Raw genomic sequence first — 26,264 nt, 5'->3', positions numbered from 1 at the left:
GATGACCGCTACGACGCACACCGCAACCCACGCCGACACCCCCTCCACGGGCACCGTCCTCCCGCACTGGACCCGGACACCCGTTCAGGGAACGGCGGAGTACCGCACCGCGGTCCCCGGACCGCTCGTCACGGCACTGGACCGGCTCGCGGGCGAGCTCGGAACCCCCCTCACGGCGGTGGTGCTGGCCGCCCACTTCAAGGTCCTCGGTGCCCTCTCGGGCGAGGACGGGATCACCGGCGGCCACCTCGCCGGAGCCGACGGCACCCCGCGGCCCTGCCGCCTGAAGACGGCTACCCCCCGCTCGTGGCGGGAGCTCGTGCAGGACACGCACCGGGCGGCGACGGCACCCCCTGCCTCCGGTACCCCGGCCCCGCCCGGACCCGAGTCCGAGCCCCGGCCGCCCGAGCCCCCGCCCGAGATCGTGTTCGACCCGGACGGCAAGGCCCACCCCGTCCCCGGCACCCCGCTCCACGTGGCGCTGGCCGGCCGCGACCACGAGCACCTGCTGGAACTGCACTACCGCACCGATCTGATCGACGCCGACTGCGCAGCCAGGATCGCCGGCTACCACCTCACCGCACTGCGGCTGATCGCCGACGACCCGGACGCGGCCCCCGGGCCCCAGAGCCTGCTCGGCGCCGCCGAACTCCACCACCAGCTCGAAGAGCTCGCCGGAACGGCCCGCGAGCTCCCGGACCTCCGCGCCCACGAGATATTCGAACAGCAGGCGGAGGCCCACCCCGACCGGATCGCCGCCGTCCACGGCGACCTGCGGTGGACCTACGCCGAGCTCAACGCCCACGCCAACCGGCTCGCCCACGCCCTCCTGGCACACGGGCTGCGGCGCGAGGACGTCGTCGCCGTCGCGAGCGAGCGCAACCCGGGCTGGCTCGCCGCCGTACTCGCCGTCCTCAAGGCAGGGGGCGCGTACCTGCCGGTCGAACCGCACTTCCCGGCCGACCGCATCGCCAGCATGCTCACCCGCGCCGCGTGCCGCTTCGCCCTGGTCGAAACCGGCAGCGCCGCCGGCCTCGACCGGGCCCGGGACGCCCTGCCCGAGCTGCAGGTCTTCACCATCCCCACGCCGCAGGAGCGTCCGCACGACCCTTACGACACCCATGCGGCGCACAACCCCGGCGTCCGCGTCCCGCCGCAGTCGCTCGCCTACGTCTTCTTCACGTCGGGCTCCACCGGTGAGCCCAAGGGGGCGATGTGCGAGCACGCCGGGCTCCTCAACCACCTCTACGCCAAGATCGACGACCTCGGCATCGGCGAGGCGGACACCGTCGCCCAGACCGCACCCCAGTGCTTCGACATCTCCCTGTGGCAGCTGCTGTCCCCGCTGCTCACCGGAGCCCGGACCCTGATCATCGGCCAGGAGGACGTGCTCGACGCCGGGCGCTTCCTCGACACCGTCGGCGACGGCAGGGTCAGCGTCCTGCAGGTGGTGCCCTCGTACCTCGAAACGCTGCTGTCCCTCCTGGAACGGACCCCCCGCGCCCTCCCGGACCTGCGCTGCGTGTCGGTCACGGGCGAGGCGGTCAAGAAGCAGCTGGTCGAGCGCTGGTTCGCGGCCCAGCCCGGGATCACGCTCGTCAACGCGTACGGCCTCACCGAGACCTCGGACGACACCAACCACCAGATCATGGACCGGGTGCCCGACGCCGCACGCATCCCCCTCGGCCGCCCCGTCAACAACGTCCGCGTGTACGTGGTCGACTCCCACCTCAACCCCGTCCCGCTCGGCGCACCCGGCGAGATCGTGCTGTCCGGGATCTGTGTGGGCCGCGGGTACGTCAACGACCCCGAACGGACCCGGCTCGCCTTCGGGCCGGACCCGCACCACCCGGGCAGCCGCCTCTACCGCAGCGGCGACTACGGCCGCTGGCTGCCGGACGGAACCGTCGAGTACCTGGGCCGACGGGACACCCAGGTCAAGATCCGAGGCTTCCGCATCGAGATCGCGGAGATCGACAACGCCCTGCTGCGCGTGCCGGGAATCCGGGACGCCGCCGTGGTCGCCGCAGGCGCTCCCGGGGACGGCCGCCACCTCGCCGCCTTCTACACGGCTGCCGCGCCGCTGGAGACGTCCCTGCTGCGCGATGCGCTGAGCGGCATGCTGCCCGCGTACATGATCCCGTCCGTCTTCCACCGGATCGCGGCACTGCCCCTGACCGCCAACGGAAAGACCGACACCAAGGCCCTGGCCGCCCTGACCGCGCCGACGGCCTCCGGCGCACCGGCCTCCCACCCCGGACGGCCGGGCGCGGCCGAGGACCGCCGGCACCCGCCCGAGACACCTGCCGAACGCCGCGTCGCAGCGGCCTGGGCCGCGGCCCTGGATCTTCCCGAGGGACGGATCGACCGGCAGGACCGGTTCTTCGACCTGGGCGGCACCTCTCTGACCGCCCTCAGGGTCGCGGTCGCCCTCGACCGCACGATCACCCACCAGGACCTGGTAAGCCACCCGGTCCTCGCCGACCTCGCGCGGCTGGTCGAGGAACGCTCCGCGCACACCCCGTCCGGGCCCGAACCGGGCACCGGAACCACCCACACCATCCCGTCCGCCGACGAGACCGACAGGAGCCCCCGATGACCCCAGCACCCTCCGCTGCCTCCGCACCCTCCGCCGCGATATCGGGGGCGGGCCGACAGGAGACGGCACAACCGCGGCCGGGGCGAGAGCAGGGGCCGGCGGACGGCCTTCCGCTGCTACACGTCCCGGGCACGGCCGACACCGCCACCTGGCTCGGCGAGCAGCGCGATGAACTGCGTGGCGCCCTCCTCGACCACGGCGCCGTCCTGGTCCGCGGCCTCGGCATCGCGGACCCGGCGGACGTCGGCCGGGCGCTGCAGCAGCTCGGCGCGGTCCCGCTGACCGAGAGGGAGGCCTTCGCTCCCCGCGAGACCTACTCCGAAGGGGTCTACTCCTCGACGACGTGGCCGCCGAACCAGCCCATGTGCATGCACCACGAGCTCAGCTACACCACGGAGTTCCCGTCCCTGATGCTCTTCGCCTGCATCACCCCGCCCACCACCGGCGGGGCCACCACCGTGGCCGATGCCGCCGCGGTCCTCGACGCGCTTCCGGCCGAGCTCACCGAACGCTTCCTGCGCGAGGGCTGGCTGCTCACCCGCACCTACGGCAACGACATCGGTGCCTCCCTGACGGACGCGTTCGGATCCGAGGACCGGGAGGCCGTCGAACGCCACTGCCGGGCCCGTGCCATCGCCTGCGAATGGCTCCCGGACGGGAGCCTGCGCACCCGGCAGCGCCGCAGCGCCGTGCTGCGGCACCCGGACACCGGCCACCGCTGCTGGTTCAACCAGATCGCGTTCCTCAACGAGTGGACGTTGGACCCCGACATCCGCGAGTACCTCCTCGACGAGTACGGACCGGAGGGCCTGCCCTTCAACACCCGCTACGGCAACGGCGACCCGCTCGACCAGGACACCGTCCGGGTGATCAACGAGGTCTACGAGGCGCACACGGTCCGGCGCCCGTGGGAGGCCGGAGACCTGCTGCTCGTCGACAACCTGCGTACCGCCCATGCCAGAGAGGCCTTCCAGGGCCCGCGCGATGTGGTGGTCGCCCTCGCCGACCCCCGGCGCGCCGCCGACTGCGAACCGACGATCGAGGTGACCCTGTCATGACCACCGACCGACTGGTGCCGCCCTTTGCAGTGATCTCCGGCGAGCAGGTCCAACGGGCGCTGGAGGGAAACGAGAAGCACATCGTGGACCTCACGGAGGAGGCGTACCGCCTGCACGGAGCCGGCCGCAGCGTGAACCCGCCCTCGCTGTTCCTGCGCTTCCCCGACCGCCCCGCCTCGCGCATGATCGCACTGCCCGCCGCCCTCGGCGGAGCGAACCGGGTCGACGGGCTGAAATGGGTCTCCAGCTTCCCCGAGAACACCGAGTTCGGGCTGCCCCGGGCATCGGCCGTGCTGATCCTCAACGACCCGGTGACCGGCTACCCGATCGCCTGCCTCGAAGGTTCGATCATCAGCGCCACGAGGACGGCCGCCTCGGCGGTCCTGGCCGCGGACCGGCTCACCCGCGGCCGCCCCCGCCCCACCCGCGTCGGGTTCTTCGGGGCAGGCCTGATCGCCCGCTACATCCACGGCTTCCTGACCGCCACGGGCTGGAACTTCGAGGCCGTCGGCGTGCACGACGTCTCCCTGCGCAATGCGGCCTCCTTCCGTACGTACCTGGAACAGTCGGGCAACACCGGCCTCATCGCCGTGCACGACGACCCGGAAGAGTTGATCCGCGTCAGCGACATGGTGGTCTTCGCCACCGTCGCCGCCGAACCCCATGTCGACGACCCGGCCTGGTTCAGCCACCGTCCCGTGGTGCTGCACATCTCCCTGAGGGACCTCGCCCCCTCGGTCCTGCTCGCCTCGACCAACATCGTGGACGACGTCGACCACTGCCTGCGCGCCGCCACCTCCACACAGCTGACCGAGCAGCTCACCGGCAACCAGCGGTTCCTGCACGGAACGCTGGACGACGTCATCGCCGGCCGGGTCCGGATCCCGGCGCACCGGCCCGTGGTCTTCTCGCCCTTCGGCCTCGGGATCCTGGACCTGGCCGTCGGCAAGTACGTCTACGACACGGTCGCCTCCGCAGGGGAACTGCAAACCATCGACGGCTTCTTCCACGAAGTCACCCGCTACGGCTGAGGAGACCTAGGTGCCCGTCATTTCCGCTCCGTACGCTTTCAACGAGGACGACCTCTACGTCGACCTCAGAAGCGCGCTCGGCTGCCCGCTGTACCTCAAGTGCGAGGGGTTCAACTTCGCCGGCTCGATCAAGCTGAAGGCCGCGGCCGCCATGGTGGAGTCGGCCGAGCGGGAAGGGGTCCTGACCCCGCAGTCCGCGCTGGTCGAATCCTCCTCCGGAAACCTCGGCGTCGCCCTCAGCATCATCGCGGCGAGCAAGGGCTACCGGTTCCTGTGCGTGACGGACTCCCGCTGCAACCTGGCGACCAGGCTGATGATGGAGGCACTGGGCAGTGAGGTCCACGTCATCAACAACCCGAAGCCCTACGACAGTTACCTCGCGGCGCGCATCGCCTACGTAGAGGCGCTGTGCGCGTCCGACAGCCGCTGGGTCTGGCTCAGCCAGTACACCAACCCGGCCAACTGGCGAGCGCACTACCGCAGCACGGCGCCGGCGATCGCCCACGAGTTCCCCCAGCTGGACGTCCTCTTCGTCGGCGCCGGGACCACCGGCACCCTGATGGGCTGTGCCCGCTACTTCAGGCACTGGCACCGGCCGGTCCGCATCGTCGCCGTGGACAGCGTCGGCTCGGTGTCCTTCGGCGGCCCTCCGGGCCGCCGCATGATACCCGGCCTGGGCATGGGCGTCCGCCCGCCCCTGCTCGACGAGTCCTACGTGGACGAGGCCGTCCACGTCGAAGAAGCCGACACCGTCCGCACCTGCCGGGCACTCGCCCGCCGCGGCTTCCTCTTCGGAGGCTCGACGGGAACGGTGGTCAGCGGCGCCATGAGCTGGCTCGCCCGCCACGACGGCCCCGCCGTCACGGCGGTCGCCATAGCCCCCGACCTCGGCGAGCGCTACCTCGACACCGTGTACCACGACAACTGGGTACGGGCTCTCTACGGCGACACCACCATCCTGGAGCCCTCTCCCCCCACCGGCCCGACAGGCCCCTGAGGCACACCACCTCGCCGAGCACTCAGCCGTGCCCCTGCTCGTGCCTGGCGGCGCGCAAACCGAGCACGATGATGCGCAGCCCGTGCTCGAAACCCGCGTCGCCCTCCATGGAGAGGATGTCGCCCGACGCCTGAGCGGTCAGCGGGAAGCGGTCGGCGTCGATGATCCCGGTGATCCGCTCGGGTGTGTAGGGGTTGTCGTCGCCGTACGCCGTGCTGGTATGGGCCTGTTCCTCGATGGTGTAGCCGATGGTGTAGTGCAGGAGTGCCGGGAAGCCGCGTGCCGCCTCGGTCAGGCCGAATCCCGCCTCCCGCAGGGTCTGCAGCGTGAGCTCCACCGCCTGGTGCACAGCCGGGTGGTTGACGTAGGTGCCGGCGAGCACGCGGGCCCCGTCGCGGTGACTCAGCATCACCTGCCGCAACTGACGTGCCCAGTCGGCGAGCCAGTCCTCCCATGATGCGCCGTCGCGTGGCGGTGCCAGCTTTTCCGCCGCCTCGACGTAGACCAGCGTGGCCATGGCATCGAGCAGTTGCTGCTTGTTCTTGATGTGCCAGTAGAGGGTGGGGGCTCGTACGCCGAGCTCCTGCGCCACCAGGCGCATGCTGAGTCCGTCGAGGCCGACGTCGTCGAGCAGCCGCAGCGATGTCCGGGCGATCACCTCGGAGTTGATCTTCATCCGGCTTCCCCTTCCCTTTCCCTCTTCCCCTTCCGGCCGCTTGACACTCTAACACCGTTAGGGCAGCCTCTAACGGTGTTAGAGGCCAGGCACTGGACGAGGGGGAGACTCGAATGAGCGGCACGAGGGCGTACACGGATGTGGTGGTCGCGGGCGCCGGGCCGACGGGCCTGATGCTCGCCTGCGAACTGCGGTTGGCGGGCGTCGACGTGGTGGTGGTCGACCGGCTCGCGGAACGGACCGGTGAGTCGCGGGCCGGTGGTTTGCACGCCCGGACGATGGAAGTGCTGGACCAGCGGGGTGTCCTGGACCGCTTCCTGCAGGCAGGCGTACAGCGCCCGATCGGTCATTTCTCGGGAATGTGGCTGGACTTCGACCGGTTCGAGAGCAGGCACCCGCGGTCGCTGGTGCTGCTGCAGTCGGTCGTGGAACGGCTGCTGGAGGAGTGGGCCGGGGAGCTCGGCGTACGCGTGCGCTGGTCGTCCGAGGTGACCGGGATCCGTCAGGACGGCGCCGGCGTCGACATCGAACTGGGCGGGCCGGAAGCCTCCCGTTCGACAGTGCGCGCCCGCTACCTCGTGGGCTGCGACGGCGGGCGCAGCGCGGTGCGCAAGCTGGCGGGCATCGGCTTTCCCGGCACCCCGGCCACGTTGACCGCACTGCTGGGCGATGTCGAACTCGCCGATCCCCCGGCCGAATCGCTCTTCATGCAGCGGCGAGCTGACGGCGACTTCTCGGTGTTCGCCTTCGAGCCGGGCTGGTACCGGGTGGTCACCACGGAGCACGGCCGTGTCCCCGACAAGGGGGAGCCGGTGACGTTCGAGGGGTTGCGGGAGTCACTGCTCAAGATCGCGGGCACCGACTTCGGTATGCACAGCCCCCGTTGGACATCCCGGTTCGGCGACGCGGCACGGCAGGCCGAACGGTACCGCAGCGGCCGGGTGCTGCTGGCGGGCGACGCAGCGCACATCCACTTCCCCGCCGGCGGCCAGGGACTGAACCTGGGGGTACAGGACGCGGTCAACCTGGGCTGGAAGCTCGCCTCGGTGGTGCACGGCCGGGCGCCGGAAACCCTGCTCGACAGCTACCACGCCGAGCGGCACCCCGTGGCGGAACGAGTACTGCACAACACCCGGGCCCAGTCGGCGCTGACCCGTCCGGGCCCGCAGACCGATGCGTTGCGCGACGTACTGCGTTCGCTCATCGAGTACGACGATGTGAACCGGCACCTGGGCGGCATGATTACCGCACTGGACATCCGCTACCCCGTCGGCGACGGCCACCCGCTGGCGGGCCGCCGGGTCCCCGACGTCGACCTGAAGACCGGCGACGGCAGCACGCGCGTCTTCGAGCTGCTGCGGGCCGCGCGCCCCGTCCTGCTCGACCTGGGCGGCGGCCCCGAACTGGCGGCTGCCGTCACGGGCTGGACCGATCGCGTCGACCTCGTCGAGGCCCGGTCCGCGGTCGACCGCTGGCCCGTCTGGCCGGACGCCGAGACCCCCGCCCCCGCGGCGCTCCTCGTCCGCCCCGACGGTCACCTCGCCTGGGCTGCCGACGCCGCCCTCGACATCGCCGCCCTCCGCACCGCTCTCACCACCTGGTTCGGCCCGGCCACGGCCGACTGACCACGACGCGCGGCCGCGAAGCGCACGCGGCGCGGCCGGCCGGCCGGCCGGCCAGGGCCTGCGACCGCGGCTCAGGATCCCGTGGCGCGGACCGAGCCGGTGCTGGGGCCCCTGGTGTCGCCCAGGAAACAGATGATCTCCCGGTCACCGCGGAGCCACGTGATGGGCTGCGGATAGTAGTAGTAACCCTCCAGCGTCTCCGGGAGCTTCGCGGCCGCGCCCACGTAGTCGGTGAGCACCTTGCCGGCGCACTTCTCCTCAGCGATCGCGATGACCTTCTCCTTGCCCGGGTACGGCCCGTCCTCCAGGTCGACGACGCCGTACGCCTCACCCTCATGGGGCTGGCTGCAGGGCACGACCTTCACCGAGAAGCCGGCCTCGGCGCCGTCCTCGGCGCGGTACTCCGCCAGTTTGCCGCCCGTGTTGAAGCAGTCCCCCTTGCGGATGTCCTCCGTGCTGACGGAGCCAGGGGTGGTGGCCTGGCCACTGGTGTCACGCTGCGGCGGAGGGCTTTCGTCGAGTGCTCCGGAGTATCCGAGGGTCAGCACGATCGCGTAGAACGCGATGGTCGCACTGTGGATGGCGATGGCCGCGATGGCGAAACCCCTGCCCTTCTCCCCTCGGTTGCGGATCTGGGAGAGGGCGACGATGCCGAGGACCAGCGGGACCAGCGGCAGCGCGCAGACGATCGACATGACGAACGCCACGATGGCCAACGCATTGGTCGTCTGCGGCATCGGCGGCGCCTGGGGCGGCGCATACCAGCCCTGCGGGCCGCCGAACGCCCCCTGCCCCGGCTGCCCGTACGGGCCCGCCGGCGGGTACGGCTGAGAGGACGACGGTGGCTGCGGTGGTATGGACATGCGTGTGGCGCTCCTTGCGCAGAGGGTGAAACACGCAACCTACAGCCAAGGGGTGACACCGCCGGGTCGGGGGTCTGACAGGCACATGACGCCCAGCCGGACCGTCCTGGGCGCCTCGACGATCCGTATCGGCCCGTCCCGTTCGATCACGACCGCACGATCGACGAAAGCGTCGGCTGCCACCACTGGATTCCCCTCCGCGACACGGTCACCTCGAGCCATCGGCTGTCACCCGGGGAGGGAGGCGGAAGCCGTTGAAGAGGTCGTCCATGCCGCGCAGGGACAGGCGGGCGGGAGTGGCACGGACCGCGAGGTCGCGGGCCGCCACCGCGAGGGGGTTGCGGAGCGCGCCCAGCCGGCCGACGCGGCGCGCACGGACGCGTACGGCATCGGTGCGGTCGCGGCGGGCGGCGGTGTACGCGGCGAGGGCGGCCGGGACGGGGTCTGTGCCGTCCGCGCGGTCTCCGGGCGGCAGCACGTGGGCGAGGACCACCGCGTCCTCGATGGCCTGGCAACCGCCCTGGCCGAGGTTGGGGGCCATCGCGTGGGCGGCGTCGCCGAGCCAGGCGATGCGGCCGTGGTGGAGTGCGGGGAGCGGGGCGGCCAGGTCGTAGAGGTCGTTCTGGAGGACGTCGGCGGGGTCGAGGCGGTGGATGCGGTCCAGGAGGGCCGGAATCGGGTCGTGCCACGAGCCGAAGCGGTCCCGGAGCTCGGCCCGGGGGTCGGCCGACCGGGTCCCGGCCGGGACGACGGCGGTGGCGTAGAGGTAGAAGCGGCCGTCGGAGAGCGGGGTCACGCCGAACCGCCCGCCCCGGCCCCAGGTCTCACTCATGGCCGATATCCCGAGGTCCGGGGCGTGGACGATGGTCCGCCAAGCGGTCTCGCCGATGTAGTGCAGCCCGGGGTGGGCGGGGAAGTACGCGCGGCGCAGCGGGCTGCGGATGCCGTCGGCGGCGACGACGAGGTCGGCGGGAAGGGCCGGGCCGGCTGCCGTACGGACGGTCGGGCTGCCCGCGGCGTCGTCGACTGCGGTCACGGCGGTGCCGTAGCGCACGGTCTCCGGCGGCAGGGCCGCGGCCAGGGCGGCGGTGAAGCCCGGGCGGGGGACGGCGATCGGGGCCGTGCCGTAGCGAGCGGCCATGTCCGCGGTGCCGACCCGAGTGAGCCACCGGCCGTCGGGGCGGCGCACGCCCATCGTCACGGGTACGGCGCTGCCGGCGGCGCGGGCGGCGTCCACGCCGATGGCGTCGAGTGCGCGCAGGGCGTTGGGAGCGAGGCCGATGCCCGCGCCGGTGGCGGGGGGTTCGGGGGCGCGTTCGCAGACGGTGACGTGCCAGCCGCGGCGGTGCAGTGCGATGGCGGCCGTGAGACCGCCGATTCCGGCCCCGACCACCACGGCGCGACGCTTCGGCATGAACACCTCTCTCTGCTCGCGGATACTGTCGTACCGGCAATTCGACCACACGTGCCCGTGCAGCCGGGCGGTCCGGATGCCCCGGCGAGACGCACGGCCCGCCGGGGCCGTTGCGGGTCCGGGCCCCGACGGAGTCGGGGCGGGTCCACGGCCTGGCGCCCCATCGGCGGTAGGGTTCCGCCCGTGTCCGAGCATCAGCGCGACCTCGTCGGGTACGGCGCCGAGCCGCCGCATGCGGCCTGGCCCGGCGGCGCCCGGGTTGCCGTCAGCCTCGTACTCAACTACGAGGAGGGCGGCGAGCAGAACGTCCTCGAGGGCGACCCCGCCTCCGAGGGGTACCTGCACGAGATCATCGGCGCGCCGCCTGTGGCGGGCGGGCGCGATCTGAACGTCGAGTCGATGTTCGCCTACGGCTCGCGCGCCGGGTTCTGGCGCATCCACCGCACGCTCGCGGCTCACGGCGCGCCGCTCACCGTCCACGCAGTGGGCCAGGCGCTCGAGCGCAACCCGGACGCGGCGCGGGCGATGGGCGCCGCGGGCTGGGAGGTCGCGAGCCACGGCTGGCGCTGGATCGACTACCGCCACGTGCCCGAGGAGGTCGAGCGCGGCGACATCGCGCGTTCGGTCGCGACGATCGAGCGGCTCGTCGGACGCCGGCCCGTCGGCTGGTACACCGGCCGGACGAGCCCCCACACGCGGCGCCTCGTCGTCGAGGAGGGCGGCTTCCTCTACGACTCGGACGACTACGCGGACGACCTGCCGTTCTACGTCGAGGCGGCCGGCCGGCCGCACCTCGTGGTGCCGTACAGCCTGGACGCGAACGACTTCAAGTTCCTGATCGTCCACGGCTTCACCACCGCCGACGACATGCTTGCGTATCTCGTCGACGCGTTCGACGTGCTCCACGCCGAGGGCGCCGACCGCCCGCGCATGATGAGCGTCGGCATGCACTGCCGGATCATCGGCAAGCCCGGCCGCATCCGCGTACTCGACGGCTTCCTGAAGCACGTCGCGCAGCTCGGCGGGGCGTGGGTCGCCACGCGTGAACAGATCGCGCGCCACTGGCTCGCCACGCACCCGCCGCTGCGCTGACCTTCCCAACCGCCGTGGCCCGTGGGCTTCGTGCGGGCCAAGACACCCCCGCGGCGGTAGGGCCGGGCCCGAACCGGCTGATGCCCATGGCGGTCAGCCGGCCGTCCGCCTCGAAGGTCAAGAGCCCGCCCCGGTTGTCGGCCGGCCGGTAGGCGTGTTGCCGCCTCGGAGGGGGTGAGGGTGTCCGTCTCCCGCGGACACAGTCGGTCCGGCCGGGCCGGCCGCCCCCGTTGGTCGGTCGGCCCGGCCGGGCCCTTGGGCCCACGGGGCCCGTGCTGCCCTTTCGGGCCGCGCGGGCCGGTGGGAGCCGGGGATGCACTTGATCACGCGATCGGGGCGCCTGGCTGCCCGTCACCTCGGCGTCCCGCCGGGGCTTGGACGACGTGCGGAGCGAGGCGAGGCAAGCTCCCGCCGGCCGCTTCCCGACGGGGCGTCACCCGCCGTCCGTGTCACCGCCCTGCCGACGCCGGCGGCTGCGTCGGCCGAGGGCTCCGGCCAACCCGACCAGGCCGCCCGTGAGCGCGCCGGCCACGAGCATGCGCAGCAGGTCTTCCATCGAGTGCTCCCTCCTCCGGATCAGGTTCACCGTTGCCCAGGAGGCACCGGCCTTCTCGGGGCGGAGGCGATCCGTGAGCTGAGTACGTGAGTGCCTGATCGATGACGAACGGGACACTAGCGGCGCGCCGACGGCCTGGCTTGGACAAATTTGACCTCGCCTCACAGGGCGACGGCTCCCTCTGCCACACGCGCGGCGGCCATCTGGCCGGGGGTGGTACCGGCCAGGGCACGGAACTCGCGGTTGAGGTGGGCCTGGTCGTAGAAGCCACAGGCAGCACTCACTTCGGTGAGATGCGACGCAGTCCCGTGAGTGAGCAGCCGCATGGCTCGATGGAAGCGCAGCACCCGGGCGGACGTCTTGGGCGTCATCCCGACCTGTTGGGTGAACCTGCGGATCAGATGGCCCTGGCTCCAGCCCACTTCGGCCGCGATCCGGCCGACCGGGATCGCCCCGCCGCTGCGGCACAGCAGCCGCCAGGCGTGACCCACCTCGGCCGCGGGTTCCGGGCCGCGCTCGAGCCGGGCCAGCAACGCGATGTCCAGCAGGTCGAACCGGGCCTCCCAATCACCGGTGGCTGCCAGTTGCTCCACGAGGACGCTGCCTTCGGGGCCGAGGACGTCGCAGAGCTCGACCACCCTGTTGGTCAACTCGTTCATCGGTACGCCGAACAACCGGTAGGCGCCCAGCGGGGTCAACTCGAGCCGGATCGCCTCCTGGCCACCAGGGTGGTCACACACCCGGGGTCCGTCCTCCAGGCCGACGACGAGCGAGCCGGTCACCTGGCTGTGCGGGCTCGCGTCGCCCAGTCGACGCAGTTGGGTGAACGGCTGCCCCAGGCTGAGCACCACGACGGCTCGGCCCGTGGGAACCAGCCGCACCCGGTAGGGGGTGGCCGCCGCCTCCCAGTAGCCGGCGTAGCTGCGCACGAACGGGCGCAACCGGGGAGGCCACGGCCGGGTTACCCGCCAGCGGTCGCCCACCCGGGTCATCTCGAGTCCCCGACCTGTCGTGTCCGCGCTTCCGGCCACCGGCATGCCCCTCTCCCTCCCGTGGCGGCGAGCGCCCGGCGCCGCCCCTGCACTGCACTGCACTGCACCACATCTTGGCCGAGCATGGGCATCCCACCTCCGGGATCGGCCGGCACCCGCCACGTCGCGGCCCGGACTCGCCCGGTACCTGCTGGAGACCGGCAGCGAGCCGATCACCACGATCGCGCGGCGCCCAGGCCCTCGCGCCTCGTCAGGCGCCGCCACCCCGGGTCTCGGTCCGCGCCCACGCCAGGTACGCCTCCGTGGCCCCGGTCGTCGGCAGCACCATCCATTGCGGCACCTCGTAGGTGTGGTTCGCGTGCACCCACTCCCTGAGCTGCTCCACCCGGTCCTCGGTGGTCTTGTAGGAGATCCGGTACTCCCTCTCGTGCTGCACCTCGCCCTGCCACCAGTAGAAGGCGGTCATGCGTGCGTCGACGTGGGCCCCGGCGGACAGTCGGGCCTCCACCGCGCCCCGCGCGAGCTCGTACGCCTTCGACTCGTCGTCCACCGTGGTCTGCACGATCACGATCCGGTTCTCGCTGTTCGCCACGCGGCGCCTCCTCGGTCGGATGTCCCGACTCTAACGACCCGCGGCCGAGCCGCCGGGTACGCCGTCCCCCGACCGATCATCGGGGGGCGGCTCGGAGGCCGCGCATCAGGACGTCGAGCGTGAGGTCCGTCGCCTCGGCCAGCGGCGTGTCCTCCAGGAGGGAGGCGACCGCGAGCGTCGCCAGGCCGTGCAGTGCGGAGAAGGCGACCTGGGCCAGGCGCCCCGGGTCGTCGGCCCGGACGACGCCCTGCCGCTGCCCTTCGGCGATCAGTTCGGCGGCGATCTCCAGGCTGCGGTGTCCGAGTTCGCGCAGCTCCGCGCTGGAGTCGTCGGAGTGTTTGACGGTGAACATCAGCTCGAGCAGCGGCGCGTGCGCGACGGCGAAGTCGACGTACGCGCGTCCCAGGCCTTCCAGTCGGGCCGGCACGGGTCCGGGGGCCGCGGCCGCGGCGCGCATGCGTTCGTTCAGGCGGGTGAACCCGTTGACGGCGAGGGCGTCGAGCAGGGCCTGGCGGTCTCGGAAGTGGCGGGCCGGCGCCGCATGGCTGACGCCGAGCTCCCGTGCCAGGGCGCGCAGGGACAGGCCCTCGGCGCCCGAGGCGACGAGGACGTGCTCCGCCCGTTCCAGCAGTGCGGCCCTGAGGTTGCCGTGGTGGTAGGACCCGTCGGCCAAGGCGACCCCTCCTTCGAATGTTGTCATTGACTACAATGCTGACTCTGTCTACATTCGATTATGGACCCGCCGCCCTCAGAGGGAGTAGCTCGCGATGCCCATGACGTACAAGAACACCACGGCCCTCATCACCGGGGCGAGCGCCGGCCTCGGCGTCGAGTTCGCCCGCCAGTGGGCCGAGCGCGGCGCCGACGTCGTCCTGACCGCCCGCCGTCTCGACCGCCTGGAGACGCTCGCGGCCGACCTCGGGGGCCGGTACGGCGTGAAGGCCCACGCCATCGCCTCGGACCTGGCGCAGCCGGGCGCCGCGACCGCACTGCGCGCGGAGATCGCCGCCCGCGGCCTGTCGGTCCAGACACTGATCAACAACGCCGGTTTCGGCAGCCACGGCCCCGTCGCCGACCAGGATCCCGCGCAGATGGAGGAGATGATCCGGCTGAACGTCCTGGCCGTCACGGAGCTGACCCGGGCGTTCCTGCCCGGCCTGGTCGCCGACGGCCGGGGCGCCCTGGTCAACATCGCCAGCGTCGCCGCGTACCAGCCCACGCCCGCCATGGCCGTCTACGGCGCCACCAAGGCCTTCGTCCTGAACTTCACCGAGGCCGTCGCGTACGAGACGCGGGCCTCGTCGCTGCGCGTCCTGGCCGTCTCGCCGGGTCCCGTGAGCACCGAGTTCTTCGACGTCGTCGGCAGCCGCGATGCGGCCGTCGGCCGGATGGCCACGCCCGAGCAGGTCGTGACCGCCGCGCGCCGCGCGCTGGAAGGCCGCTCAGCCCCGGCCAGCGTGGTCGTGGGACTGGGCAACCGTCTCTCCGCGCTCGCCTCGGCACTGGCGCCCCGACGCACGGCTCTGGTTGTGGCGGGGCGCGCCCTGAAGGCCTGACCCCGGCCCTTGCCGGGCGCGGGCGGGGCTGCCAGGGCCCGGCGGGGGCGGTGGCCGCTTCACCGGTCGGGCACCCGTTGGCGGGGCAGGCCGGGACGATGCCGGTGCATGACCAGGCGTAGCAAGGCGGTTCCGCATCGTAGCACTTGGGTGAACTCCGAGACTGAATTTCCGTCAACAGACCATCACGGGCCTGACGTTTTGTCTCAACTTCATAACGAGGCCACGCCGACGGCTCGCACCCAATCCGCCCCATACACCCAACTGCCATAAGGCGCAGCGGATTTGACTGATCATCATTTCTTGCCGGAGGGTAACGTTCAGGCATCTACGGGTCCGTTCCCGTTTGTCCGAATTCTCTGCCACGCCCGTCTGGCAGGCTTTCCGCACCCCACTCCTCCCGACCTTGGCCGTCAAGCTGAGCGAATAGCCCTGGGGGGGCTTATGCGTAGATCCAGAGGGCTGACTGCCGCCCTCGTCCTGTCACTGGCCGGTGCCGGAACGGGGATAGGCCTGGTGCTGATGCCCCAGGCGTCCGCCATCACCGCGCCGGTGGCGTTCACCGCCGACAGCCTGCCCGTGTGGCAGCCGAACGGCATCGTCTGGGCGATGGCCCAGGCGAACGGCACCGTCTTCGCCGGCGGCACCTTCTCGGCGGTCCGCCCGCCCGCCGGCGGGACCGGCGCCGAGCAGGAAGCGGTCAACTTCGTCGCGCTCGACGCCGCGACGGGCAAGCCCACCTCCTGCAAGCTCGCGTTCACCATCGGCGAGGGCACCGCGACCGTACGCACCCTGGTCGTCTCGAAGGACAAGAAGACCCTCTACGCGGGCGGCTACTTCGGTGCCGTCAACGGCATGCCGGTGTCCAACGTCGCCGCGATCGACATAGCCGGCTGCACTCCGAAGACGGGCTTCCGACCGGGCTTCGCGGCCACCGTGCGCGGGCTCGCCGTCTCCGGCGACACCCTGTACGCGGCCGGCGACTTCAACACCGTCCAGGGGCAGCCCCGCAAGAAGTTCGCCGCGGTCGACGCCGCCTCGGGCGCGGTCAAGCCCTTCACCGCCAACGCCGACGAGCCGGGGCGGGCGATCGAACTCACGCCCGACGGCAAGCACGTACTGCTCGGCGGTGACTTCTTCACCGTCAACGGCGCGAGCAGCCATGCCCTCGCCGTGGCGGACGCGACCTCCGGCGCCGTGAAGAAGACCTACGGGAGTGCGTTCCACCCCCTCTCGGTGGTCATGGACATCGCCACCGACGCGAACGGCTTCTACACCGGCAACCAGGGCAACGGGGGCGGCGTCTTCGACGGCCGCACCGCCTTCAACCTGGGCGACTTCAACGAGAGGTGGCGCGACCGCTGCCTCGGCGCCACCCAGTCCGTCCTGCCGTACGACGGCGTGCTCTACAGCTCCTCGCACGCGCACAACTGCTCGACCGAGCTGGAGTTCCCGGAGGAGGGGAAGCGCCGCTACCTGATGGCCCAGCCCACCCAGCACAAGGATGGTGCCGCCCCGGCGCCTGTGGACGGCTTCGTCCGCGGTCCGCGCAAGCTCGGCTGGTTCCCCGCCGTCAACGGCGGTATCGGGGAGGGCGTCGGCCCGCGCGTCATGGCGGTCGCGGAGAAGGGCGACACGAAGTACATGTGGATCGGCGGTGAGTTCACCACCGTCAACGGCGTCGAGCAGCAGAGCCTGACCCGCTTCGCCTCCACCGGCGACCGCGGCGCGCCGACCACCCCGGTGGCCAGCGCCGGCAGCGTCAAGCCCGGCGAGGTCCAGGTCCGCTGGCGCACCAGCTATGACGCGGACGACAGCAAGCTGACGTACCGCATCTACCGCAACGGCTCCAGCACCCCGGTCCACACCATGACCGCCGAGTCCCTCGAGTTCGAGCGGCCGCAGGCCTCCTGGACCGACACCACCGTCAAGGCCGGCCAGTCCTACACCTACCGGGTCACCGCCACCGACGTCGCCGGCAACACCAGCGCCCTGTCGGCCACCGCCTCCGTGACCGTCCCGAACAGCCAGCAGGCCTACCCGGCCCAGGTCCGCGCCGACGGCGCCCAGCTGTACTGGCGCTACGACGACACCGTCAGCCCGTACACGGCCGACTCCTCGGACGGCGGCAACACCAGCGGCGTCCAGGTGGGCGCCCCGGCCCTGCGCCAGGCACCCGGCGCCATCAGCGGCGCCGGCACGGCCGTGGGCTTCAACGGCACCAGCCAGCAGGTGTACAGCGACCACCGCCAGACGGTCGGCAGCAGCTACACCATCGAGACCTGGTTCAAGACGAGCACCACGCGCGGCGGCAAGCTCGTCGGCTTCGGCAACAGCACGAAGTACACCAGTGGTGCTTATGACAAGCACATCTACCTGACCGATACCGGTCGCCTGGTGTTCGGCGTGTACAACGGCTCGGCGCGGATCATCGCCACCGGCCTGTCCGACACGTACAACGACAACAAGTGGCACCACGTCGTCGCCACCCAGGGCCCGTCCGGCATGGCGCTGTACGTCGACGGCCAGAACAAGGGCACCCTGAACGTCACGGACTCCGCCTCCTACGCGGGCTACTGGCACGTCGGCGGCGACAACCTGGCGGGCTGGCCCGGGCGTCCGATGAGCGACATGTTCGCCGGCCAGATCGACGAGACGGCCGTCTACCCGAAGGCGCTCACCGCGGCCCAGGTCAAGAACCACTTCGACCTGGCGAAGGCCCCCTCCGACACGGTCTCCAAGGTCACCGCGACCGAGGACACCTACGTCAACCAGGGCGCCCCGAGCGCCGCCAACGGCACTGCCACCTCGCTCGCCGTCCGCGGCAGCAACCCGGGCTACGAGACCTACCTGCGCTTCAACGTGCCGGCCGCGCCGGCCGGGCAGGTCCTGAAGTCCGCCGTCCTCCAGGTCAAGACCTCGACCCAGAGCGGCGCCGGCACCGCCGACACCGTCTCCGTGGTCCCGGTCACCGGCACCTGGAGCGGTGACACCACCTCGTACACCACCAAGCCCGCCGTGGGCGCCACCCCGCTGGGCACCTTCGCCGCCATCCCCGACGGCTCGGCCCTGCACAGCGCCCAGCTGGACACCGCCGCGGTATCGGCCCTGCTGGGCGGCAGCCGCAGTCTGGCGCTGACCAGCACGGGCACGGACCCGCTGTGGCTGTGGTCCAAGGAGGCGACCGCCGCGGACGCCGCTCCGCAGCTGATCCTCACCTTCGGCCCCAAGTAGGCGTACGAGGGAGCGCGGGGCCCGGCCTTCCGGGCCGGGCCCCGCGCATCAGCATCCAGGTCCACGTACGAGCCGTCGCATACGGCTGCCACCACTTCCGCGTGGGCCGGCCCCGACCACCGGCGATCGACGCTTCGGTGGAAAATCCCTGGTCTGGTGGCCCGAAACGGCGGAGACTCGGTCCCATGACCGAGATGGCGTCGTTCCGGGAAGCGGTCACCGCGTGGGCGGCCGGCGGGACCGGCGACCGTGCGCACGAATTGGCCGAGCGGCTGCCCGTCCGGGCGGTCGTCCTGCTGGAAGGGCTGAGCGACGTCGCAGCGGTCGGCGCGCTGGCCGCGCGCCGCGGCCGGGACCTGGCAGCCGAAGGGGTCTGTGTCCTGCCGATGGGTGGGGCGATGAGCGTCGGGCGCTTCGCCGGGCTCCTCGGCCCGGCCGGCTTGGGCCTGCGCCTCACGGGACTGTGCGACGAGGCGGAGCGCGGCTACTACGCCCGCGGCTGGGAGCGCGCCGGTGCCGCACCCGAGGGGTTCTTCGTCTGCGCGGCGGATCTGGAGGACGAGCTCGTCCGCGCGCTGGGCGTGGCACGGGTCGAGGAGCTGATCCGGGCCGAGGGCGAACTGCGGGCCCTGCAGACCTTCCAGCGCCAGCCCGCCCAGCAGGACCGCACCCCGGAGCGGCAGTTGCGACGCTTTCTCGGCACCAAGAAGGGCCGCAAGATCAGCTACGGGCGCGTTCTCGTCGAGGCGCTGCCCCTCGACCGCGTACCGGCCCCGCTCGACGGCCTGCTCGCCGGCCTCTGACCGTTCGGCGTGGTCCAGGTCGAGCTGCCCGACTCCAACCGGCGCAGCCACGTCGGCAACGCCTTCACGGTCGCCGTGCTGTAGCCGGTGCAGCCCCGGGCGACTCGGTGCGGGGGGTCATCGGTCCGTGGGGGTGTCCGGAGGGTCGTACGCGCACAGTGCGGAGAGGCGGGCCGGGTCGAGGATCAGGAGGCGGCGGTAGCCCGTCTCCAGGACCCCTTCGCGGCGCAGCGAGGCCAGCAGGCGCTCCACCGTGGAGGTGCCGATCGTCGCCAGGCCGCCCAGGGTCCGCTGGCTGAGGGTGAGTTCCAGCAGGACGGTGCCGTCCGGCCGGCGTACCCCGTACTCCGCGGCCAGCTCGTCCAGGATGCGGGCGAGGCGGCGGCGTGCGTCGCAGCCCTTGGTCTCCACCCGCCGCCGGGTCGCGGTCCGCAGCTTGCGCACGACGCTGCGCAGCACCTGGAGCTGCGCAGCGGGGTGGCTGTGCAGGTAGCCGATGAAGGACGTCGGCGCGATCCGCAGGGCTGTGACCGGCCCGGCCGCGGTGACCGTCGCGGTACGGGCGCAGCCGTCCAGGACGGCCATCTCCCCCACGAGTTCGCCGGCGGGGCGGATCGCCAGCAGTGCCGCAGCCATCCGGTCCGTGACGCCGGTGACCACGACCACCCCGTCGAGGAGGACGAACACCGACTCGCCCGGTGCGCCCTCCATGATCAGCGTCTCTTGGTCCTCGTACTGACGCCGGGTGCCGAGCCGGAGCAGGGCGTCCCGGTCGTCGCCGTCCAGGGTGTCCAGGAGGCTGCCCGCCGCCCAGCGCGGCGGCTCGGCGCGGCCTGCGGGAGCGGACGCGTTCCGCGGCGCCCCCGAGGGGGTGCCGCGGAACGTTCCGGACGGGCGGGGGCTCATGCGCTCCCCTGGGCCGCGGCGGCCGCACCGCGGGCGGGGCCCGGGCCGTGCAGCCGTTCCACCCGCTCGCGCAGGGTCCGGCACTCGGCGCCGATCCGATCCAGCTCCGCCAGCCGGCGGCGTACCTGCGGCAGTCGCTCCGACCGCTCCCTGGCCGTGGCCGCCCGGGTCTTCTCCAGTCGGCGCACCGTGGCCCCCAGCGTCTCGGACTGGGCGCCGAGCTGGTCCTCCAGCGCCGCGGCGAGCGCCCGCGAGCAGTCCTTCATCTGGTGGGAGAAGTCCTGCTCGACCCGGCGGCGGCTCGACTCGAGCATCGGCATCACCCGCTCCTTGAGCCGGGCCACGTACTCCTTGTTCCGTCGGGCCTCCAGATCCGCCTGGGCCTGGCGGCCCCCGCCGAACCAGCCGGCGATCTGGCCGAGGAGTCCGCCGACGATCGACCCCACGATCGTGCCGATCACGGGCGCCACCATCGTCCCGATCACCGCCCCCGATGTGGAACCGAGCCCGCCCGCGGCCCGGCCCCCCGACCAGATCGTGTGGAACCGGCGCCAGCGGTCCCCCTCCTGCGGCCCGTCGGCGGCCCTCTTCAGGTCGCCGAGGTCGAGGTGGTCCGGGCGGTACGACGGCCCGTCCGCCGCCCGTGCCGTCAGGGGCACCGAGGTCAGCGCGCTGTAGCGGTCGGCGACCTGGGACGCGGCCCGCTCCAGGTCCCGGTGGGCGCGTTCGGCGGCGTCGACCAGGGCCGTCGAGGCCTCCTGGAGCAGCGCGTCCGGGTCGCTGAGGGCCCGCGGCCCCTGGCACGCGCGCCGGAACGCGTCCCGCGCCGCGTCGATGTCGGCCGTGAGCCGCTCCCGGACCGGCCGGGTCTCCCGCTCCAGGTCGTCCTGGAGGTCGCGGCGCCACCGGCCCTGGCCGGAGCGGAGCCGCGCCACCGCCTCCTGGGCCTCCTTCATCTCCTGCTCCACCGCGGCCAGCCGCTCGCCGCTCTCCAGGGCGGCCGCCTCGTTGGCGAGCGGCGCGGCGGCCTCCCCGAGGGCCTCGTCGAGGCGGTCCAGCGCCCGATGCAGGGCCGCCGTGCCGCAGGTGTCGGCCAGCCCGTTCCACAGGGCGGCCTCCAGCTCCGGGAAGCCGGACTCCGCCAGGAGCTGCGGGTCCTCGTCCTCCTCGGCCTCCCAGCGCCGGTAGGCCGAGACCGGGACGACGACCAGTTCCTGCGGCGCCGCCCCGGAGACGCCCGCGATCCGTTTGCGGGCCTCGGCGACGACCGGGGCCGCCGCGACGACCTTGTCGATCATCGTGATGGCGGTGACGATGACCGGGCACTGCTCCAGTGCGTACCGCAGGAAGTCCAGCTCGACGGTGGCCAGCGGTTCGATGGCCGCCCCCACGAACAGCACGGCGTCGGCGCGCGGCAGGAAGGCGTGGGTGACCGCGGTGTGCGCCGCGTTGAGACTGCCCACGCCCGGGGTGTCCACCAGCACCAGGCCGGACCGGAGCGGGGCGAAGGGCGCCTCCATCTCGATCCGCTCCACCCCCTTGGCATTGCCCGGGTTGGCCTGTTCGGTGGCGTACCGGTGCACCTGGTCCAGCGGCACCTCGAAGGGCTCCGGGCGCTCGTCGGGGCGGGCCGGGTCGGCCAGCGGGCAGATCAGCGCGCGTTCACGCTCGCCCCAGCGCAGGGTGGCGACCACGGAGGTGGTGACGTCCACGTCGACGGGGAAGAGCCGGCGGCGCTGGACGAGGGCGTTGAGCAGACTGGACTTGCCGCGCCGGAACTCGCCGCAGACCACCACGAAGAACTGCTCCGAGGCCAGGCGGTCGCGGCTCTCGGCGAGCACGCGGCGCCGGGTCGCGGCGGCGTCCTCGTCGAGCACGCCGAGGACGGTGGGGTGGAAGGCCAGGATGTCGGCGCGCAACCGGTCCAGCAGGGTCTTCGACATGTCTGCGCCCCTTCAGTTGTCCGCGTTGAGGGCGAAGTAGATCGCCCCGCCGATCACGCCGACGACGATGAGGAAGGGGGCGTTGGTGATGCCGGCGGCGATGGCGCCGACGACCAGCCCCAGGCCCGCCCCGATGAGGGCCATCTTCCCGGTCTCGCCGGACGAGGACGAGGACGAGGACGGGGACGGGGACGGTGTGTATGACGGGGACGAGGCGGCCGCGGCGCGGGCCTCCGCCTTCTGCTGTTCGCGTCGCTTGGCCTCCAGCCGTTCCTCCCGCTCGCGGCGTTTCCTCTCGGCCTCGGCTTCCTCCTTGGCCCGCTCCTCGGCCTCCTTCCGGGCCTTGGCCTCCTCCTTCGCCAGCCGTGCCGCCTCGCGGGCCTCGATCTGCCGGCGTGCCGTGAGCATCGCCCCTCGTACGACGGCCAGTTCGGGCTCGTCGACGATCTGCACGGCGGCGACGTCGCCACAGCGCTCGGCCAGCATCGCTCCCACCAGCGGCATCCGGCTCGCGCCGCCGACGGGCACCACCCGGTCCAGGTCCTCCCAGGTCATGCCGGCTTCCTCCAGTACCGACTCGCACAGCGTGAGCGTGCCGAGCAGGGCGGGCCGGACCCGTTCCTCCAACTCGGTCCGCTCCAGGGCAAGTTCCACCGGCTCCCGCAGCTCGGCCAGCAGGACCTCGTGCCGGGTGGTGCGGGACAGCTGGATCTTCGTCGTCTCGCAGGTGTCGAGGAGCTGGTGGCGGCGGCGCAGCCCGTCCTCGTCCGCCGGGGGGCCGTCGAGCACTTCGGCGATCGGCTCGGGGAGCCGTTCGCGCAGCAGCCGCACGAGGGAGTCGGTGAAGTCCGCCCCGCCGACCGTCTCCGTACCGCCCTTGGCCAGCACCTCGAAGGTGCCGTCGGGCTGCCGTTCGGCGACCGCGCAGTCGAAGGTGCCGCCGCCCAGGTCGTAGACGAGCACCTTGCCCGGCCCCTCCAGCGCGTCCTCGAAGGAGGCCCGGACCGCCGCCACCGGCTCGGTCTCCAGTTTGACCAGCTTGCGCGGGAAGCCCGCCTCCACGGCGGCCTTCACGATCTCGTCGCGGCGCGAGCGCTCCCAGGTCACCGGGACGGTGATCACCACCCGTTCGGGGCGACCCGGCACCGCCTTCTCGGCCTGCTCCCGCAGGAACTCCAGGACCCTGGCCGCCAGGCGGCGGGGCGTGTAGGTGTGTTCGCCGAGCGGCTGCTCGGTCGGCGAGCCGATGTCCCGCTTGAAGTTCCGGCGGTAGTCGGCGGGGCGCTGTGCCTTCGTGCGGTCGGCGGCAGCGCCCACCAGCAGCCTGCCGTCGGGGGCGAGGCCGACGGTGGTCGGTATCGCGCTCTGCCCGGTGACGGGGTCCGCGACCCGGACGACACCGCCCTCCGCGGTGCCCACCATGATGGACGAGTTGGACGTGCCGAAGTCGATTCCGTAGACGAGTGCCGACATGACGTGCTCTCCCTTGCCCTGCCTGCCCCGGTCCCCCGGGGATCCGGCGGCCGCCCCCACGACGGCCGCCCGTTGCGCGCCGCGCCTGCGCGCGGGACGGCACGGCTCAGCCCTGAGGGCCCGTTCTCGACCCGTGCTGCCCGTCGCGCCGCGCATGTGCCTGGTGCGGGTCGTCGTTCCCCGGTTCGGGCTGTGCCGGTGCGGTTTCCGGGGCGGCGGCGACCACCTGCTGCGGGCGCAGCATCTGCTCCCGCCACCGATAGCCGGGCCGAACGGTCGCCAGGATCGTCCCGGGGCGCCGGCCCGGCTCCGCGGGCCGGCTGCGCAGCACCTCGTGCCGGGCCGGGTCCACCGGTCCGGTGTCCCGTACCTCGGTCAGCTCCGACTCGGCCAGCAGCACCTGGACCCGGCGGCCCATCCAGCGCAGCGCCGCGGCCGGATCCAGCCGCCCGGCCTCCAGCTGGTCGCGTACGTCCACCAGCTGGTCCGCGGTCCGGATCAGCTCCGGCAGCACCGGGTGCGGACGCAGGGCCGCCTCCCGCAGGTCGCGCAGGGTCACCGCCAGGCGGCGGGTCTCCTCCCGCTGCTCGGCCAGCTCCCCCGCGTCCTGCGCGGCCCGGACCGCCAGCTTGCGCTGCTGCTGCAACTCCCGTTTCAGCTCGGCAAGTTCCTCGCGGGCGGCGTCCGCCTCCTCCCGGGCGAGGGAGGCGCGGGCCCGCTGGACGTCCAGCTCGGCCAGCAGCTCCGCCGCACGGCCGGCGCCGGTCCGGCGGGCGAGGAACCGGCCCAGCGGGCCGCCTCCTGCGCGATCCCGCGGATCCTTCGGTGTGTCCATGGCGATGCCCTCCCCTCGTGGTCCTGCGCCCGACGGCGCCGACGTCCTGATCGCTCGGTCCGGCCGATCCGGTCGATCCGGCTGATGCGGCTGATGTGGCTGATGTGGCTGAATTGGTTGATCCGTTCGACCCCTTCGATCTGCCGGCCGCTGCCGGCAGGCGGGACGCGTACCCGCGCCGCACCGGTCCGCCCCGCGGTCCGTGCCCTGCCCCGGCGCCGGTCTACGCCGCCCCGACCCGGCCCAGCAGGTGCTCGTACCCGCGCCGCACACATCCGGCAGCGCGCTGCGAGACCCGGTCCAGCCCGGGGTCGACCTCGCGGGCCGCCCACTGCCGCACCCCGGCCAGGGCGGCCGCGGCCAGTTCCCCGGGGGTGGCGTCGGCGGGCAGACCCAGCCGGGCCGCGGTGCCCGTCCCGTACTCCCCCGTGATCCGCAGCAGTTGCTCCACCTCGTCCGCGGCGAGGGTCAGCTCGCCCCGGTAGTGGGCCTCCAGCACCTCCAGTTCGGCGAAGCCGGGCATGCGGTCACGCAGCCGTTCCAGCCGTCCCGCGGTCTCGCCGAGCGAGCGGTGCGGCGGCGTACCGCCGCGCAGCGCGTTGCGCCGTGCCACCGCAACCTCCCGGCCGGCCCGCTGCAGCCCCTGCCCGAGCTTGATCAGGGCGGAGCGGTTGCCGAAGTGGCGGACGATCAGCTCGCGCAGCCCCCGTACCCCGCTGACCTCCACGAGCCGGTCCCGCAGCTGCTCCTCCCCCGCCCCGTCCCGCAGCAGCCCGCAGGCCAGGTGGATGCCCCAGACGCCGAGCCGCTGCACCAGCGCAAGCCGGTACGGGGCCGGCAGGGCCACGTCCCGCACCTGCTCGGCGGTGCCGAACCGGCCGGCGTCCGCGAGCCTGCGGGCCAGCCGGCGCGGCGCGACGCGGGCCAGGTCCGCCAGGTGGTCGAGCTCCTCGGCGGTCAGCGTCTGCGCGCCCAGCCCCGGCAGCCCGGCCACCGGGACCATCGCGAAGAACAGCCCCCGGACCTCGGGCCGGGTCATCAGCCGCTCCGCGATCCGGGCCGACTCGGCCATCGGGTCCCAGGTCAGCGGGTCGTTGTCGCCGGGCAGGTCCGGCCCCGGCGGCCATTGCTGGTCGCAGCGGCTCAGGACGCCGAAGGAGCTCATCGGGGTCAGTCCGAGCCCGCCGCCCAGGAAGTCCGCGACCCCGGCGCGGTCGCGGTCGTGCAGGCCCCGGTCGAAGAGGTACAGCACGGCGTCGGCGCTCTCCACGGCGCGCACGCTGTCCTCGTGGACGCTCTCCCCGGTCCGCGCGCTCGCCCGTAACGCCTCCTCGTGCGCGGCCCGGTCGGAGACTCCGTCGAAGGCCGAGATCCGCAGGTAGGAGCGGGTCCCTTCGGAGTCGAGCCCGTGCACGCTGCCCAGCCCAGGTGTGTCCGCGAGGCGGAAGGCGCGCAGCAGGTCGTTGGGCAGGCCGTACTCGACCCGGCTCACCCGTCCCAGCAGGCGCGCGGCGTCCTCGCTGCGGTTGGTCATCCGGTGGAACTCGGCCGGGGTGACCTCGCGCGAGGTCCCGTCCCGGTGGTGGACGGTCACGGCGCGCTCCTCCGCGTAGCACAACTCGGCCACGGTGTAGGTGAGTTCGAGCTGGCCGGTCAGGGTTACCTCTTCCCCGAGCAGGGCGTTGACCAGCGTGGACTTCCCCCGTTTGATCTGCCCGGCCACCGCGAGCCGCATCGGCTCGCCCAACTGGCGGGCCGTCCGGCGCAGTTCCGCCGCGAGGGGCTCGGCCGCGGCCCCACCCCGCTCGGCGTGCCGGGCGCAGGCGCGCAGCGCCTCGGCGGCCTCCTCGAAATCGTTCTGGTTCTCCACGTCCCGTTCCCCCGCCCGGGTTCCCGCTCCGGGTGCCCGGAAGGCGCCCATTGTGCCCATCACGCGGCCCTCCGCACAGCGTTTTGGCGATCCCCTCGACGGCCCGGCCGGACGCCCCCATCATGTGTGCGACCGACCAGGGGAGGGGA

The 26,264-nt window shown here is 72.8% G+C and carries 21 protein-coding genes; 9 read left to right on the top strand and 12 right to left on the bottom strand.

All coding sequences use genetic code 11. The features are described 5' to 3' along the window. The first annotated feature begins 1 nt into the window (after window position 1). The 4 genes from AC068A_RS06690 to sbnA are packed head-to-tail and all read left to right on the top strand — an operon-like array spanning window position 2 to window position 5,685. On the top strand, window positions 2–2,599 hold the full coding sequence (locus tag AC068A_RS06690; protein WP_478581657.1) for a non-ribosomal peptide synthetase: 2,598 nt from the start codon (window positions 2–4) through the stop codon (window positions 2,597–2,599). Next, window positions 2,596–3,657, top strand: coding sequence for a TauD/TfdA family dioxygenase (locus tag AC068A_RS06685; protein WP_478581654.1), 1,062 nt, complete (start codon window positions 2,596–2,598; stop codon window positions 3,655–3,657). The genes AC068A_RS06690 and AC068A_RS06685 overlap by 4 nt, the downstream gene beginning before the upstream one ends. Beyond that, window positions 3,654–4,688 (top strand): 2,3-diaminopropionate biosynthesis protein SbnB, encoded by a 1,035-nt coding sequence (gene sbnB / locus AC068A_RS06680; RefSeq protein ID WP_478581651.1) that lies wholly within the window; start codon window positions 3,654–3,656, stop codon window positions 4,686–4,688. The genes AC068A_RS06685 and sbnB overlap by 4 nt, the downstream gene beginning before the upstream one ends. A 10-nt stretch (window positions 4,689–4,698) precedes the next feature. Beyond that, on the top strand, window positions 4,699–5,685 hold the full coding sequence (gene sbnA, locus AC068A_RS06675) for a 2,3-diaminopropionate biosynthesis protein SbnA (RefSeq protein WP_478581648.1): 987 nt from the start codon (window positions 4,699–4,701) through the stop codon (window positions 5,683–5,685). 22 nt (window positions 5,686–5,707) lie between these two features. Here the strand turns inward: sbnA and AC068A_RS06670 are convergent, their stop codons facing one another. Further along, window positions 5,708–6,361 (bottom strand): TetR/AcrR family transcriptional regulator C-terminal domain-containing protein, encoded by a 654-nt coding sequence (locus AC068A_RS06670; protein ID WP_478581645.1) that lies wholly within the window; start codon window positions 6,359–6,361, stop codon window positions 5,708–5,710. Between the two features lie 113 nt (window positions 6,362–6,474). Between AC068A_RS06670 and AC068A_RS06665 the strand changes: the two genes are divergently transcribed. Next, window positions 6,475–7,986: an FAD-dependent monooxygenase gene (locus AC068A_RS06665; RefSeq protein ID WP_478581643.1), complete on the top strand. Its 1,512-nt coding sequence runs from the start codon at window positions 6,475–6,477 to the stop codon at window positions 7,984–7,986. A gap of 71 nt (window positions 7,987–8,057) precedes the next feature. Here the strand turns inward: AC068A_RS06665 and AC068A_RS06660 are convergent, their stop codons facing one another. Beyond that, window positions 8,058–8,849, bottom strand: coding sequence for a DUF4190 domain-containing protein (locus AC068A_RS06660; RefSeq protein ID WP_478581640.1), 792 nt, complete (start codon window positions 8,847–8,849; stop codon window positions 8,058–8,060). 208 nt (window positions 8,850–9,057) lie between these two features. Continuing rightward, window positions 9,058–10,263 carry an FAD-dependent oxidoreductase gene (locus AC068A_RS06655; protein WP_478581637.1) on the bottom strand — a complete coding sequence of 402 codons (1,206 nt, stop codon included), beginning with the start codon at window positions 10,261–10,263 and terminating at the stop codon, window positions 9,058–9,060. 183 nt (window positions 10,264–10,446) lie between these two features. Here AC068A_RS06655 and puuE point away from each other — a divergent pair, with 183 nt between their 5' ends. Further along, window positions 10,447–11,355: an allantoinase PuuE gene (puuE, locus tag AC068A_RS06650; RefSeq protein WP_478581634.1), complete on the top strand. Its 909-nt coding sequence runs from the start codon at window positions 10,447–10,449 to the stop codon at window positions 11,353–11,355. A 433-nt stretch (window positions 11,356–11,788) separates the two neighbouring features. On the opposite strand, the gene AC068A_RS06645 is transcribed toward puuE, so the two are convergent. From AC068A_RS06645 to AC068A_RS06630, 4 genes are all read right to left on the bottom strand, one after another. Beyond that, window positions 11,789–11,911 (bottom strand): hypothetical protein, encoded by a 123-nt coding sequence (locus tag AC068A_RS06645; RefSeq protein WP_478581631.1) that lies wholly within the window; start codon window positions 11,909–11,911, stop codon window positions 11,789–11,791. 161 nt (window positions 11,912–12,072) lie between these two features. Further along, window positions 12,073–12,948: a helix-turn-helix domain-containing protein gene (locus AC068A_RS06640; protein WP_478581628.1), complete on the bottom strand. Its 876-nt coding sequence runs from the start codon at window positions 12,946–12,948 to the stop codon at window positions 12,073–12,075. Between the two features lie 205 nt (window positions 12,949–13,153). Further along, window positions 13,154–13,495, bottom strand: a complete 342-nt coding sequence (gene cutA, locus AC068A_RS06635; RefSeq protein WP_478581625.1) for a divalent-cation tolerance protein CutA — start codon at window positions 13,493–13,495, stop codon at window positions 13,154–13,156. A gap of 76 nt (window positions 13,496–13,571) precedes the next feature. Then, window positions 13,572–14,168 (bottom strand): TetR/AcrR family transcriptional regulator, encoded by a 597-nt coding sequence (locus tag AC068A_RS06630; protein WP_478581623.1) that lies wholly within the window; start codon window positions 14,166–14,168, stop codon window positions 13,572–13,574. Between the two features lie 94 nt (window positions 14,169–14,262). Here AC068A_RS06630 and AC068A_RS06625 point away from each other — a divergent pair, with 94 nt between their 5' ends. From AC068A_RS06625 to AC068A_RS06615, 3 genes are all read left to right on the top strand, one after another. Beyond that, window positions 14,263–15,051 carry an SDR family NAD(P)-dependent oxidoreductase gene (locus AC068A_RS06625; RefSeq protein ID WP_478581621.1) on the top strand — a complete coding sequence of 263 codons (789 nt, stop codon included), beginning with the start codon at window positions 14,263–14,265 and terminating at the stop codon, window positions 15,049–15,051. Between the two features lie 444 nt (window positions 15,052–15,495). Beyond that, window positions 15,496–18,285: a LamG-like jellyroll fold domain-containing protein gene (locus AC068A_RS06620; RefSeq protein WP_478581619.1), complete on the top strand. Its 2,790-nt coding sequence runs from the start codon at window positions 15,496–15,498 to the stop codon at window positions 18,283–18,285. A gap of 185 nt (window positions 18,286–18,470) precedes the next feature. Next, window positions 18,471–19,088 carry a TOPRIM nucleotidyl transferase/hydrolase domain-containing protein gene (locus tag AC068A_RS06615; protein WP_478581617.1) on the top strand — a complete coding sequence of 206 codons (618 nt, stop codon included), beginning with the start codon at window positions 18,471–18,473 and terminating at the stop codon, window positions 19,086–19,088. A 117-nt stretch (window positions 19,089–19,205) separates the two neighbouring features. On the opposite strand, the gene AC068A_RS06610 is transcribed toward AC068A_RS06615, so the two are convergent. From AC068A_RS06610 to AC068A_RS06590, 5 genes are all read right to left on the bottom strand, one after another. After that, on the bottom strand, window positions 19,206–19,994 hold the full coding sequence (locus tag AC068A_RS06610; RefSeq protein ID WP_478581614.1) for a Crp/Fnr family transcriptional regulator: 789 nt from the start codon (window positions 19,992–19,994) through the stop codon (window positions 19,206–19,208). Then, window positions 19,991–21,937, bottom strand: coding sequence for a dynamin family protein (locus tag AC068A_RS06605; RefSeq protein ID WP_478581611.1), 1,947 nt, complete (start codon window positions 21,935–21,937; stop codon window positions 19,991–19,993). The genes AC068A_RS06610 and AC068A_RS06605 overlap by 4 nt, the downstream gene beginning before the upstream one ends. 12 nt (window positions 21,938–21,949) lie before the next feature. Further along, on the bottom strand, window positions 21,950–23,410 hold the full coding sequence (locus AC068A_RS06600; RefSeq protein ID WP_478581608.1) for an Hsp70 family protein: 1,461 nt from the start codon (window positions 23,408–23,410) through the stop codon (window positions 21,950–21,952). Between the two features lie 106 nt (window positions 23,411–23,516). Continuing rightward, complete coding sequence (gene grpE / locus AC068A_RS06595; RefSeq protein ID WP_478581605.1) at window positions 23,517–24,245, bottom strand: nucleotide exchange factor GrpE; 729 nt, start codon at window positions 24,243–24,245, stop codon at window positions 23,517–23,519. A 223-nt stretch (window positions 24,246–24,468) separates the two neighbouring features. Further along, a complete protein-coding gene (locus AC068A_RS06590; RefSeq protein ID WP_478581603.1) occupies window positions 24,469–26,115 on the bottom strand; it encodes a dynamin family protein in 1,647 nt (548 codons plus the stop codon). Window positions 26,116–26,264 lie beyond the last annotated feature (149 nt).

It is taken from the genome of Streptomyces sp. NPDC043854, assembly GCF_056436005.1.
The sequence above is the reverse complement of the archived record's forward strand: the minus strand, read 5'-3'. Positions and strand labels throughout refer to the sequence as shown.